This is a genomic window from uncultured Sunxiuqinia sp., assembly GCF_947495665.1.
GTDB classification, from domain to species: domain Bacteria; phylum Bacteroidota; class Bacteroidia; order Bacteroidales; family Prolixibacteraceae; genus Sunxiuqinia; species Sunxiuqinia rutila.
On sequence record NZ_CANLZV010000017.1, the window covers coordinates 69,471 to 83,481 of the forward strand.

The window sequence follows — 14,011 nt, forward strand, 5'->3', positions numbered from 1 at the left end:
AAAAGCACATTGATCATTTTATCAATATCCTTTTTACCACTGCCAATTCACCCAGCCACATAAGCTACACGATATCAACACACAAACAACAGCACCAAAAATCATTTAACGGTATTCTCTGCCACAAGCCCCAATGAAACAGCAGCCCAAGCGCACACCCATCTAAACGCAGTCCCAAGGCATAAGGTTTTCCATCCACGCTTGATCCTTCTCCTTCCCTTCTTCTTTTCACCCCGAAGTATCTGGGAGAAAACCACTCATGATCCCCTATCTAAAAAAATCACTAAATTACAAAGCGAAACAATTCGTTGACCTAATCTAAACATTCAAACGTATGCACCTCCTTCGATCACTTCTTGTCCTTATCATTGCTGGACTTTCGCTAAGCGCTTTTTCTCAAACCACTGAAATAATCTACCTCTCTGGAACCGATGCCGCCAATACTGTTGACTGGGATTTTTACTGCACCGACGGCCAGAACAGCGGCAAGTGGACACAAATTCCAGTCCCCTCCAATTGGGAGTTGCAGGGCTTTGGAACCTATAACTACGGACACGACTGGAGGAACAAGGAGCTCAAGCTGGGAAAAGAACAAGGACTTTACAAACACCAGTTTGAAGTGCCAACAACATGGAAGGGCAAAACCATCAACCTGGTTTTCGATGGTTCAATGACCGACACCCGTGTGAAAATCAATGGAAAATCAGCGGGAGCGATGCACCAAGGCGCGTTCTACCGGTTTAAATATGATATCAGCCAATTGTTAAAATTCGGCACCACGAATCTTCTGGAAGTCGATGTCGCGAAACACTCCGACAATGAGTCGGTAAACCGCGCCGAACGCCAGGCCGACTTTTGGATTTTTGGCGGAATCTTCCGTCCCGTTTTTCTCGAAGTGCTTCCCAAAACCCACATTCAACGAGCAGCCATTGATGCCAGAGCCGACGGAACCTTCAGCGCATTAATAGAACTAAATCATGCTAAAACCAACGATTCTGTTTCCGCAGAACTTCTTGATATTGAAGGAAACAAAGTTGGTGCAATTGCCCCCTCTGAAATTCGAAAGGGAATGAGCGAAATGGTTATTTCCGGAAAATTTGAAAACATCCGTGCCTGGAATCCGGAATGGCCGACTTTATACGACATGAAAATCACGTTAAAAAGGGATCGGTCCATTGTGCACGAAGTAACCGAGCGCATTGGATTTCGCACGGTGGAACTTCGCAAGCATGATGGATTTTACATCAATGGCGAAAGAGTGGTTTTTAAAGGCGTGAACCGCCATTCGTTCTGGCCCGAAACAGGTCGTGCCCTCAGCGAAGAGAATCACCTCACCGACATTCGGCTGATGAAAGAAATGAATATGAATGCCGTGCGCTGTTCACACTACGTCCCAGACAAACGTTTTCTGGAGTTGTGCGATTCCATCGGCCTGTTCGTTCTAAATGAAGTTACCGGCTGGCAAGACAGCTATGACACCATCGTTGGCCCCAAACTGGTAAAAGAAACCGTACTGCGCGACCACAATCATCCCAGCGTTGTGATCTGGAACCACGGCAATGAGGGCGGCTGGGATTTTGCCAATGAAAAAAACTTCCATACCTACGACATTCAACAGCGGCCGGTACTTTATCCGTGGCTACTGCGCAATGGTGCAGACACCCAACACTACCCGGAGTTTGAATATGCCACTAGCCGGTTCACCTATGGAAACGATCCGTTTATGCCCACCGAGCTACTCCATGGACTATACGACGGTGGTCATGGTGCAGGGTTGGATGAATATTGGCGCAGTTACGAATCGTCCCCCCTGCATGCCGGTGCCTTTTTGTGGGTGCTGGCTGATGAAGCAGTGCTTCGAACTGACCTTCCTGGCACCACTTACGATAGCGATGGCAACCATGCTCCCGACGGAATTCTGGGACCTCACCGCGAAAAAGAAGGGAGCTTTTACACCATCAAAGAAATCTGGTCACCGGTTCAACCAGAACCAGTAACCATCAATCGCCAATGGAATGGGATACTATTTCTGAAAAACAAATTCACCTACACCAATCTCAAGGACTGTGTTTTTAGATGGGAAGCGTACAAAATACCGATTGGAAGTACTCAAAAAGAAATTACCGGTAGTGGTATCACGTCAAGTCCTGACGCATTACCGGGTGAGACAGCCAGAATACAAATAGACTGCCAAGAGGCCTTATTAACAGCCGATATCTTTGAGTTTACAGCCATTGACCACCAAGGCTATCAACTCTATACCTGGACCTGGCCAGTCATCCAGCCCAACGAAAAAGCAACAGACCTGATTCACTCCCGCCCTTCCATCAACGAAGAGATCCGCATTACAGAAACCGAAAAAACCGTTACCGCCTTGACTCAAGAGATTGAAATCTCCTTCAACAAACAAAACGGGCACCTGCTTTCGGTAAAAAACAAAAAAGGAACGCTTTCCCTTTCCGGCGGGCCTCTTCCGGCAGGAACTAACACAAGTGTAAAATCAACCCAATGGGCCAAGAATGCAGATGGCAATTTCGTGTTTGAAATCCATTCCGAATCTTATCCTGAAAAAGTGACGTGGGAGCTACAGAAAAACGGACTGTTGATGCTACAAGCCAGCCCTCCTGCAAGTCGCTTAAACAACAGTGACTTTCTGGGCATTTCATTCAACTATCCCGAAGAAAAATGTACCGGTGTAAAATGGATGGGGCGCGGACCTTATCGTGTTTGGAAAAACCGACTAAAAGGAAGCAATTTGGGAGTATGGGAGAAAAGCTATAACAACACCATTACCGGTGAAAGCTTTAACAAGCTCATCTACCCTGAATTTAAAGGATATCACGGGAATTTGTATTGGGCTACACTGGAAACAACAGAAACAGATTTTACCGTAGTTTCAGAAACACCCAACTTGTTTTTCCAACTGTTTACCCCAGCCCGCCCCAAACACGTTGCCGGCGGAACATTTCCACCATTTCCGAAAGGAGATATTTCCTTTTTGTATGAAATTCCTGCCATTGGCACCAAATTCAAACAAGCAGAACAATTGGGCCCCAAGAGTCAAAAAGGCAGATTTGCAGGACACAAAGGAGATGAAAACTATCCAATAAAGCTTTGGTTTAATTTTCGAACAAGGTGAAAATTACTCTAAAAAAGCAGGAATTAGCACAAGCCATTCTGTATGCAAATGGTACGTAGGAAAATAAAAAAAGGCAGTTAAGAGAATCTCTTAACTGCCTTGCTTCCGTAGCGAGAGGCGGGCTTGAACCGCCGACCTCATGATTATGAATCATGCGCTCTAACCAGCTGAGCTACCTCGCCATTCCGTTTTAGCGGTTGCAAATATAGTATTTATTTTCTGTCGCCGTAAACACAATACAACTTTTTTTACATGAAATTTCAAACAAAAGCCCAAACTGTGCTGTTTAACTCAGCTATTCAATGTATTAAACCTATCGAAAAAATTGTGCTGTTTTTTCAATGGTTCGAAAAACAGACCGGGCAAGAACGATTTTTAGTTCTTCCATGTTTAACTGATTGTTATATTGAGCCATAATACCTATATTGCAAAAAACGAAAACCCAATGACTGAAAAAACGAAAATACGGCTAGAGTTCCCGATAAACTGTTCTCCCAAGGTGTTATTCAATCGGTTAAGTTCAGCTTCAGGGCTGACTGAATGGTTTGCTGATGATGTTAAGGTAAAAGGCAACTTTTTCACTTTTATTTGGGAAGGCGCTGAGCAGCAAGCTGAAAAAACGCTACACAAGGAAGACCGACTTGTTCGCTTCAACTGGGTTGATGAAGAAGACAGCTACTTTGAATTTCGGATTTCCAAAGATGAACTTACAGGAGATGTTTCCCTTATTGTCATTGATTTTTCCGATGAGGACGAAACAGAAGAAACTGCAAACCTCTGGAATTCTCAGATTGCAGACCTAAAACACATCCTGGGCTGTTAAGCATTTTTTTAACTTTCAATTTCTCTAAAATACCTTAGCTTTGTATTCGTTTCCAAGAATAGAATATGAAACGACTGCACTTATTTATTTTAAGGACCTTTTTCGGGCCTTTCCTGATGACTTTTTTCATCGTTGTATTTGTCCTGTTGATGCAATTCCTGTGGAAGTACATTGATGACATGGTTGGTAAAGGATTGGAGTGGAACATTGTGGCCGAGCTCTTGCTATATGCCTCTTTTGCGCTCATTCCCATGGCGTTCCCTTTAGCCATGCTTCTGGCCTCCATCATGACCTTTGGTAACTTGGGCGAAAACTACGAATTGGTTGCCATAAAAGCTTCCGGCATTTCTTTGTTTCGCATCATGCGCCCTTTAATAGTTGTTGCGGTAGCCTTAAGTTTATTTGCCTTTTATTTCTCCAATAATGTCCTCCCGAAAACCAACCTCAAGTTCGGAGCCTTATTGGTCAGTGTAAAAAAGCAAAAACCGGAGATGATTATTCCGGAAGGCGTATTTACCAACGAAATTGACGGCTATAGCATTAAGGTTGAGAAGAAAAACAACAAGACCAACATGCTTTATGGCTTGATGATTTATGACCACAAGGAGAACAAAGGCAACATCAAGGTAACCATTGCTGATTCCGGGTCCATGAAAATTTCAGAAGATAAAAAATACATGGTTATGACCTTGTATTCGGGGCAGTCGGCAACAGACCTGGAACCTAACAAACGAGGAAAAAACCGTACCTACGCTTTCCGTAGGGAGAGCTTTGGGAAAGAGGTTGTGACCATACCACTTGAAGGGTTTGACTTTCAACGAACGGACGAAAACCGCCTAAGAAGTGCCTACAAAATGATGAACCTGTCGCAACTCAACAACCAGGAAGATTCCTTGTATAATGAATACAGCTCTCGGGTTAGACGATTTGCCGTTTCAATGAATTATCCGCAGACACTGTCCAAAGCAGTTCTCAGCATGACACAACCCATTGATTCGCTCAAAAGAGACTATCGGGTTCAGGCCGATACCCTGGCCAACTTCGAGGATCTGTTCCAATCGCTGGATTCGCACGCGCAAAGCGAACTCATAAGCACAGCACTTGGGGTGGCACGCTCCAACCAGCAAACCATCAACCAAAACCTGAATGAACTTTATAGTCGAAAAAATTTCATCAACAAAGTCACAATGGAAAAACACCGCAAGTTTACCTGGTCGGTAGCTTGTCTTATCTTCTTTTTTATTGGGGCTCCCCTTGGCGCAATCATTCGAAAAGGAGGACTCGGAATGCCCGTTGTGGTCTCCATACTGATGTTTATTACCTACTACATGGTTTCTATCTCAGGCGAAAAGTTTGCCCGCGAAGACATGTGGAATATGACCAATGGCATGTGGTTTTCGACTTTCCTGTTTTTGCCTTTAGGTATTTTCCTGACCTACAAATCGGCTAACGACTCGGCGCTGTTAAACCTGGAAACTTATCAACACAATTTAAAACGCCTGTTTAGCTTCCTGTTCAAAAAGAAAGAAAAACCCGAAAAGAATTAGAACTGAATCAACCATGACAATACTGACATACGAACAAAACCATACAAGCCCGATCATTCAAAAAAGAATGCCCCGAACACCCAGCAAGCTCGTGAAGGCATGAGAATACTTCAGTTATGTCATAAAAGCCCATGGCCGCCCAAGGATGGGGGCGCAATTGCCATGCTTACGATGGCAAAAGGATTTTCGCTTTTAGGTCACGATGTTCATGTGCTGGCCATGAACACCCGCAAGCATCAGACCCAGCTGGACGAAATTCCGGATGACCTGAAAGAGAAGATGCATTTTGAACTGGCCAATGTGCCGGCAAAAATCACCCTGTTCGGTGCTGTTTCCAATTTACTTTTTTCAAAGCTCCCCTACCAGGCAACACGTTTTATCGAAGCTGACTTCAACAGGCAGTTAGTCCGAATTCTTAAAAACAATGAGTTCGATCTGGTTCAGCTTGAAGGACTTTATCTTTGTTCTTACATCCCAACCATCCGTGAGCATTCCAAGGCACTGATTGCCTACCGGGCTCATAATGTAGAGCACGAAATATGGGAGCGTACGGCAATGGTAACCCCCGGGATCAAACGCATTTACCTGAAAATACTAGCCCAGCGTATTAAACAGTTTGAGCGCAACCAATTAAACAAATATGATTTACTGGTTCCGATAACCGATCGGGATGGTGATTTTTTGGATAAACTGGGCAATACCAAACCCAAACACACGACACAGACAGGAATTGACCTGGCCACCCTGGTTCCTAAAGCCGGCCAGCTGGAATACCCGTCTCTTTTTCACCTTGGAGCCCTGGACTGGGCACCCAACCAGGAAGGTTTGCTGTGGTTTATGAAGCATGCCTGGAAAAAGCTTCGAAAGAAATATCCCACCCTCAAATTCTATGTTGCCGGGCGAAATGCTCCAGAATGGCTGCAAGCAAAACTGAACCGCAAGAATGTTGTTTTTCTGGGTGAAGTTGAAGATGCTTATGCATTTATGAATTCCAAAGCAATTATGGTGGTTCCCTTGCTGTCGGGAAGCGGCATGCGTGTGAAAGTGATTGAGGGGCTCGCCCTGGGTAAAGCCATTGTGTCAACCACCATTGGTGCTGAAGGAATAGCCGTGGAAAAAGGCAAACACCTCTTGCTAGTCAACGATGCCAATGAGTTTATTGAGGCCATCAGTCAGCTTATCGTCAACCGAAGCGATTACGATCAGCTGTGTAAAAATGCCATCGACTTTATTCACGAAAAATTTGATAACTTAGCCATTGCCGAGTCTTTAACCGACTTTTACAAGCAACACCTTCATGGCTAACATTCTCTTTTGGACCGCACTTTTCATTGTGGCGTACACCTACATTGGCTATGCCCTTGTAATCTGGGTGCTGGCAACCCTGAAGCAGAGCTTTCGAAAGTCGGCTAAAACTCAGGAGCCGCCTCCCAAGACCTGGCCCGAAATTTGCCTGTTCGTAACAGCGTACAACGAGGCAGACATGGTCGACCTTAAAGTGCAAAACTCCCTCAAGCTCAATTATCCCAAAGAAAAAATTCAGTATCTGTGGTTAACCGACGGCTCCAATGACGGAACAAAAGAGCAGCTAAAAAATTATCCTGAAATTCAGGTGGAGCACCTGCCGGAAAGACGGGGAAAGATACATGCCATGAACCGGGGGATGCAGTTTGTCAAAGCGCCCTTTGTTATCTTTTCCGACAGCAATACCCTGCTCAACCAGGAAGCCATTCGCAAAATCGTGCGTGCATTTCAGGATCCCCAAGTCGGCTGTGTAGCAGGGGAAAAACGCATTTGCGAAAAAGAACAGGACAATGCGGCAGCCTCTGGCGAAGGCTTCTACTGGAAACTAGAGTCTTTCATCAAGCAAATGGATGCCCGGTTCAACTCAACGGTAGGTGCGGCCGGTGAGCTTTTTGCTATTCGCACTTCACTTTACCACAAGCTGCCCAATGACACCCTGCTTGATGATTTTATGATTTCAATTCGTATTGCAGCCCAAGGTTATAAAGTGGCGTATACCTCGGAAGCTTATGCGCTGGAAACCGCCTCAGCCAGCGTCAAAGAAGAACTAAAACGCAAAACAAGAATTGCGGCCGGGGGCATTCAATCCCTTTTCCGGTTTCCTCAACTGCTCAATCCCTTTCGCTTTGGCTGGTTGAGCTTTCAGTATTTCTCGCACAAGGTTTTGCGCTGGACCATAGCTCCCTTTGCCCTTTTCCTGCTCTTTTTTATCAATTTTTTAATTTTATCCGAAAGTCCATATAACTCCGGCATCAACTTCTACGTCTTATTCTTTTGTACTCAAGCCATTCTCTACCTCTTGGCCTTGGTCGGCTTTTTGCTTGAAAACCGGCGAATTCACCATAAAGCCCTATTTATCCCTTACTACTTTGTTGCCATGAATCTGGCGTCCATTCTGGGCATCATTCGCTATTTCAGGGGCAGGCAATCTCCCCTTTGGGAAAAGGCAAAACGTTCGAAGGTGTAATTTTATCATCTATAAACCGATATTTTTCCTTAATTTTGCACCTGCATTTTGAAAACCAGATAATTATAATGAGCGAGTTCAAATTAAATACGATACCGGAGGCTATTGAGGCCATCAGGAAAGGTGATCTGATCATCGTTATTGACGATGAAGATCGTGAGAACGAAGGGGACTTTATTGCTGCAGCAGAACTGATTACTCCTGAAAAAGTGAACTTTATGGCCACCCATGGCCGGGGATTAATTTGCGTGCCACTGACTGAAAGCCGATGTGAAGAACTGGAACTGGAACTCATGGTGGGCAAAAATACCTCATCGCATCAAACCCCTTTTACCGTATCGGTTGATTTAATTGGGCACGGATGCACTACAGGCATTTCGGCCAGCGACCGCGCCAAAACCATACAAGCCCTGGCCAACGAAGATACCGATCCGGAAGAACTCGGACGCCCGGGACATATTTTCCCGCTAAAAGCAAAAGATCGTGGTGTTCTTCGTCGTACCGGACACACCGAAGCAGCCGTTGACCTGGCTCGTTTAGCCGGATTGAAACCTGCCGGCGTGCTGGTTGAAATTATGAACGAAGATGGAACCATGGCCCGCCTGCCCGAATTGATGGAAGTGGCTCAAAAATTCGATCTTAAAATTATTTCGATTGAAGACCTCATTGCTTACCTGCTAAAAACAGAAAGCCTGATTGATCAGGGAGAAGAAGTAAGCATGCCAACTAAATACGGCGATTTCCGGATTATTCCTTTCCGCCAAAAATCAAACGGAGCAGAGCATGTGGCCTTAATTAAAGGAAGCTGGGAAGAAAACGAGGAGATCCTGGTACGAATGCATTCTTCCTGCATGACTGGCGATATCTTCGGATCCATGCGATGCGAATGTGGCGAGCAGCTGCATAAATCGATGGAGATGATTGAAAAAGCCGGAAAAGGAGTCATTGTTTATATGATGCAAGAAGGTCGTGGCATTGGACTGATGAATAAAATTGCAGCTTACAAACTTCAGGATGAAGGCTTAGACACCATTGATGCGAATATTCATTTGGGATTTCAGGCTGACGAACGCGACTACGGGGTTGGTGCACAAATCCTGCGTAAAGTTGGCGTTCACAAAATGAAGCTGTTAACCAACAATCCTGTCAAACGGGTTGGAATTGAAGGGTACGGTCTAACGGTTACCGAAACCATTCCGGTTGAAGTTGCTCCAAACGAGTACAACCAGCGGTACCTGAAAACCAAACGCGACCGCATGGGCCATTACCTGCAAAAGTTTAAATACGACTAGCCAGCCGCCATGGGAATGTTTGATCACCTGTTTTCCGACGGATATGACGACAGCGTGGAAGGAGAAGATTATTACCTGAGCAAAGAAGGCTATCGGGTAATGACGGAAAGCTTCCTGGTAAAAAGGGGCTATTGTTGTGCCAACGGATGCCGGCATTGCCCTTACGATCCCAAAGCCCAAAAGGGAAATCGCAAACTCAGGCCCGATGTGGCTCGAAAATATAAATACTAGCCGGCTGCTTACAGCCGGCTTTTTTCATGCCTGAAAACTGCCGCTGGAACTTGGAATTTCTTCGGCTTAAAAGGTATCTTTGTACAAAATCAGAAAACATATGACCGGAAAAGATTTACGCATCGTTTTTATGGGAACCCCCGATTTTGCTGTTGCCAGCTTAGCGGCTTTAGTTGAAAATGGCTACCAGGTTGTTGGTGTCATTACTGCCCCGGATAAACCTGCAGGCAGAGGGCGGAGACTCCAGGAATCAGCCGTAAAGAAGTATGCTTCAGAAAAAGGCTTGCGCCTTTTACAACCCGAAAAACTCAAAAATCCGGCCTTCATTGAAGAATTGGAAAGCCTGAAAGCCGATTTGCAAGTTGTTGTGGCTTTTCGGATGTTGCCGGAAGTTGTATGGCGCATGCCGCGCCTGGGAACGTTTAACCTGCATGGTTCGTTGCTGCCGCAATACCGTGGGGCCGCCCCTTTAAACTGGGCAGTTATTAATGGTGAAAAGGAAACCGGAGTCACCACCTTCCTGTTGTCCCATGAAATTGACACCGGAGCCATTCTTTTTCATGAAAAAACACCGATTCAGGAAAACGATACCGTAGGCGATATTCACGACCGCTTAATGGGCATTGGAGCTCAACTGGTGGTGAAAACCGTGGATGCTTTGGGCGAAGGAAATTACAGTGCCATCGCACAGGATAAAATTCAAACCACAAAACTAAAGCCTGCCCCTAAAATTTTTAAAGAGGATTGTCGCATCAACTGGTCCCAAGAAGGTGAGCAAATCCGCAACTTGATTCGCGGACTATCCCCCTATCCGGCCGCATGGACCGAACTGCTCGATGAAAAAGGCCAACCACTAACCTTGAAAATTTTCTTTGCAGAGCTGGAAAAAGCAGACAAGCTTATTCCGGGAACCATTGAGTCGGATGAAAAAACATACTTAAAAATTGCATCAGCCGATAGCTGGCTTCACATTACCGACCTTCAACTTTCGGGTAAAAAGCGGATGAAAACAGAAGATTTTTTGCGCGGCTACCACGGCATCAACAAGCTTAAAACAAATTAAAAGCCCAAAAAAAGATAGTCCTGGATTAAAGACTATCTTTTTTTGTGTACTTGCCCTAAAGAAATACACCACGGGCTATAATCGTTCAATTAATTTTTAGGCTTTTTGCTTCGCAAATAAACCGTTGCTCCTGTCTCAGGCCGCTCGCCGGGCTTCAGACGATTCAACCGATAGAGCCGTTTCAGTTTGACCCCATAGCGTTGCGCAATGAAGTGCATCGTATCATCTGCTTCAAAACGATGCGTCCGATGCTTTTTGGCTGCTTTGCGTTGTTTGGGTTCAATGTACAAGATTTCATTTACCTGAGGCTTATGCCCTCTGGGATAATCGTTGTAGGTATAAACCTCCCATTCTTTCATGCCAAATTCCTGGGCTATGCGCTGAAAAGTATCCCCTTCTTTTACCACAATGGATTTCAATCCGTTGCGCATAACCACCTTGCGGGTTTGATAAGGATTTATAAGATTTTTTCCATCAGCCGGCCGATGACGGTGTCGGATTCTGGCAATTTGCGATTTCTTTAAACCTTCATCGTAAAGGTAAAGTTTGTGATCTTCAATAATTCGAATCAAATGATTGGCATAATGTGGATTGGTAGCATAACCGGCCTTTTTCAATCCTCTGGCCCACCCTTTATAATCTGTAATTTTAAGCTTAAACAGCGATGCATAACGCGGATTCAGCATCAGAAAATCGGAATGATCCAGAAAGGATTCTTCAACCGAGTTATAGCGCCGAAAGCATTCTCCCTTTTCATCATCATCGTGATAAACCCGTTTCCCACTCCAACTACTCTTACATTTGATACCAAAATGGTTGTTACTTTTCACACTCAGCATGGAGTTTCCATTACCTGATTCCAAACAAGCTTGTGCTAAGGTAATACTTGCCGGAATTCCACTTCGCATCATTTCACTGACGGCCAGTTCGGCATATTTCTCAATGTACTCTTCCCGGGTGTACTTGCGCTGGCTAAAACCAACCAAAGCAACCAACAAGAAACAAATACTGAACAAAACTTTTCGGATCATAAACCAAAGATTTTTAGCAAAAATAAAAAAAGCAGGCTGTTTTTAAAGCATTGGCATAACTAAACAAAAAAATGTAATTTTGAACAAAGCCTCCCTATGAAAACGAAAGAAATTATAATTAGTATCTCCGAGTTTGAAAAACTGGAAGAATTGTCGACTTCAGATCAGGAATTGATCCTGCAGGCACGCGCTTCGGCTTTGCAGGCTTATGCCCCCTACTCCAACTACCTTGTTGGCAGTTCGCTTCGTCTTGAAGATGGAACAATTGTAACAGGAAACAATCAGGAGAATGCATCCAGCCCACTGGGAACCTGCGCCGAACGGGCCGCCATTTTTTGGGCCAATGGAAACTACCCGGGTTTGGCTATTGAAACCCTTGTTGTTACGGCCATTGACCAAAACGGCCAGCCAGCTGCCAATGTCAGCCCCTGCGGAGCCTGCCGGCAAGTGATGCTGGAAAGCCAGCACCGGTTTAAAAAACCCATGCGAATTATCCTGGATAGTTCCAACAAAATCGAAGTGCTTGACAATGTCAATGGCTTGTTGCCCTTAAGCTTTAATGGCAATTCGCTGAAGTCGATTGTCTGACAGGCTAATCCTGTAATTCTTTAATTTGAATCAACTCGTTCCAAATCGGATCTCCCTTAGGCGGCTGAGCCACAATCTTCAATGCCTTCTTACTTACCGGGTGAATGAATTCCAATTTGCGGGCATGCAAATGAATTCCTCCATTTTGGTTGCTTCGGGCAGCTCCGTATTTCAAATCGCCTTTAATGTGGCATCCAATTTTGGCCAACTGCACCCGAATCTGATGATGACGACCGGTTTGCAAGTCAACTTCCAGCAAGTGAAAACGATTCAGACTGGCCCGATGCTTATAACTCAGGCTGCAAAAACGAGCGCCTTTCTTAGGCTTTGGAGTAGCTGAGGCATAACTTTTATTTTTGCCTTCATCTTTCCAAAGATAATGCTCAAGCGTGTCTTCCATCTCCTCAGGCAACACGTCTACTACCGCCCAGTAAGTTTTCTTAATGGCTTCTTTATCCTGAAACATGTCACTCAGCCGGGTTAACGCTTTACTGGTTCGCGCAAACAAAACCACACCACTGGTTGGGCGGTCCAGCCGGTGAGGCGACCCCAGGAAAACATCACCGGGCTTGTTGTACTTTTTCTTGATGTAGGCTTTCACCTGATCAATCAATGTTTCATCTCCGGTCTTATCGCCTTGCACAATTTCGCCACAGGCTTTATTGACTGCAATAATGTGGTTGTCTTCGTAGATAACTTGCATGATTTGGGAATTAAATAACTGAAAAAAGAGTTGCTATAGTTTGATACTTGTGGGGCTGCAAACAAACGCTACCATTTGCTTGCAGCCCCTTTCACGGACTATTGTCTTCCAATACTCCGCTTAATATTGTTCCCGCTCATTCGGGAAATTGACCGATTTAACATCTTCAATATAACTGCCAACGGCACCTTTTATCTCGGTTGCCAAGTTGTGATAACGACGCAAGAAACGTGGCGAAAATTCCTGGGTAATTCCCAACATATCGTGAATCACCAGCACCTGACCATCTACACCGCTACCAGCACCAATTCCGATGATCGGGATCTTAACGGATTCAGCAACCTTTGTTCCCAACGCAGCCGGAATTTTTTCCAGCACGATAGCGAAACAGCCGGCTTCTTCCAACAACTTGGCATCTTCAATCAGTTTTTCGGCTTCTTCTTCTTGCTTGGCACGCACCGTATAAGTACCGTACTTATGAATAGACTGTGGCATTAAGCCCAAGTGCCCCATAACTGGGATGCCAGCCGATAAAATACGAGTCACCGACTCAATAACTTCGCGACCGCCTTCCAGCTTCACGGCATCAGCAGCCGTTTCTTTCATAATTCGAATAGCCGAACTTAAAGCTTCCTTGCTGTTACCCTGATAGGTTCCAAAAGGCAGGTCAACAACAACCAACGCACGGTTGGCAGCTTTCACAACCGAGGTTCCGTGGTAAATCATTTGGTCCAAAGTAATCGGAAGCGTCGTTTCATTTCCCGACATCACATTAGAGGCTGAATCACCCACCAAAATGACATCAATGCCGGCTTCATCCACCAGCTTGGCCATACTATAATCATAGCTGGTCAGCATGGATATTTTTTCACCTTTCAATTTCATTTCTGAAAGGACATGAGTTGTTACTCGTTTAACTTCTTTATGTACTGACATAACTTTTCAAATTCTATTAAACTACAAAAGTACAAATTTATAAGTTGCTTTTAAGCTTTGTAAAAAACCTATCCAGACTGATTTCTCAGATAAGGTATCCTGCAAGCCAAACAGTAACTATTAACATTTTTTATATTAAAAACATTTTTTATTTTTAAGCGAAACAC

At 44.8% G+C, this 14,011-nt stretch carries 12 protein-coding genes and 1 tRNA gene; 9 read left to right on the forward strand and 4 right to left on the reverse strand.

Annotated elements, in window-relative coordinates; translation table 11 throughout:
* Nucleotides 1-334 precede the first annotated feature (334 nt).
* On the forward strand, nt 335-3,139 hold the full coding sequence (locus Q1A18_RS16660) for a glycoside hydrolase family 2 TIM barrel-domain containing protein (RefSeq protein WP_299583262.1): 2,805 nt from the start codon (nt 335-337) through the stop codon (nt 3,137-3,139).
* 108 nt (nt 3,140-3,247) lie between these two features.
* On the opposite strand, the gene Q1A18_RS16665 is transcribed toward Q1A18_RS16660, so the two are convergent.
* Nucleotides 3,248-3,321: transfer RNA gene (locus Q1A18_RS16665), tRNA-Met, on the reverse strand.
* A 263-nt stretch (nt 3,322-3,584) separates the two neighbouring features.
* Here Q1A18_RS16665 and Q1A18_RS16670 point away from each other — a divergent pair.
* The 7 genes from Q1A18_RS16670 to fmt all read left to right on the forward strand — a co-directional run bounded on the left by Q1A18_RS16670 (nt 3,585) and on the right by fmt (nt 10,586).
* Nucleotides 3,585-3,962: an START-like domain-containing protein gene (locus tag Q1A18_RS16670; protein ID WP_299583265.1), complete on the forward strand. Its 378-nt coding sequence runs from the start codon at nt 3,585-3,587 to the stop codon at nt 3,960-3,962.
* 65 nt (nt 3,963-4,027) lie between these two features.
* Nucleotides 4,028-5,509 (forward strand): LptF/LptG family permease, encoded by a 1,482-nt coding sequence (locus Q1A18_RS16675; protein WP_299583268.1) that lies wholly within the window; start codon nt 4,028-4,030, stop codon nt 5,507-5,509.
* 99 nt (nt 5,510-5,608) lie between these two features.
* Entirely contained in the window at nt 5,609-6,814 is a 1,206-nt protein-coding gene (locus Q1A18_RS16680; protein WP_299583271.1) for a glycosyltransferase family 4 protein, read from the forward strand.
* A complete protein-coding gene (locus tag Q1A18_RS16685) occupies nt 6,807-8,000 on the forward strand; it encodes a glycosyltransferase family 2 protein (protein WP_299583274.1) in 1,194 nt (397 codons plus the stop codon). The genes Q1A18_RS16680 and Q1A18_RS16685 overlap by 8 nt, the downstream gene beginning before the upstream one ends.
* 59 nt (nt 8,001-8,059) lie before the next feature.
* A complete protein-coding gene (locus tag Q1A18_RS16690) occupies nt 8,060-9,292 on the forward strand; it encodes a bifunctional 3,4-dihydroxy-2-butanone-4-phosphate synthase/GTP cyclohydrolase II (protein ID WP_363322900.1) in 1,233 nt (410 codons plus the stop codon).
* A 9-nt stretch (nt 9,293-9,301) separates the two neighbouring features.
* Nucleotides 9,302-9,523, forward strand: a complete 222-nt coding sequence (locus Q1A18_RS16695; protein ID WP_299583280.1) for a DUF5522 domain-containing protein — start codon at nt 9,302-9,304, stop codon at nt 9,521-9,523.
* Between the two features lie 100 nt (nt 9,524-9,623).
* Complete coding sequence (gene fmt / locus Q1A18_RS16700) at nt 9,624-10,586, forward strand: methionyl-tRNA formyltransferase (RefSeq protein WP_299583283.1); 963 nt, start codon at nt 9,624-9,626, stop codon at nt 10,584-10,586.
* An 89-nt stretch (nt 10,587-10,675) separates the two neighbouring features.
* Here fmt and Q1A18_RS16705 read toward each other — a convergent pair whose 3' ends face one another.
* Complete coding sequence (locus tag Q1A18_RS16705; protein ID WP_299583286.1) at nt 10,676-11,617, reverse strand: glucosaminidase domain-containing protein; 942 nt, start codon at nt 11,615-11,617, stop codon at nt 10,676-10,678.
* 96 nt (nt 11,618-11,713) lie between these two features.
* Between Q1A18_RS16705 and Q1A18_RS16710 the strand changes: the two genes are divergently transcribed.
* Nucleotides 11,714-12,205, forward strand: a complete 492-nt coding sequence (locus Q1A18_RS16710) for a cytidine deaminase (RefSeq protein ID WP_299583289.1) — start codon at nt 11,714-11,716, stop codon at nt 12,203-12,205.
* A gap of 4 nt (nt 12,206-12,209) precedes the next feature.
* On the opposite strand, the gene Q1A18_RS16715 is transcribed toward Q1A18_RS16710, so the two are convergent.
* Complete coding sequence (locus Q1A18_RS16715) at nt 12,210-12,908, reverse strand: RluA family pseudouridine synthase (RefSeq protein WP_299583293.1); 699 nt, start codon at nt 12,906-12,908, stop codon at nt 12,210-12,212.
* Nucleotides 12,909-13,028: 120 nt separating this feature from the next.
* Nucleotides 13,029-13,844 carry a 3-methyl-2-oxobutanoate hydroxymethyltransferase gene (gene panB / locus Q1A18_RS16720; RefSeq protein ID WP_299583296.1) on the reverse strand — a complete coding sequence of 272 codons (816 nt, stop codon included), beginning with the start codon at nt 13,842-13,844 and terminating at the stop codon, nt 13,029-13,031.
* Nucleotides 13,845-14,011 lie beyond the last annotated feature (167 nt).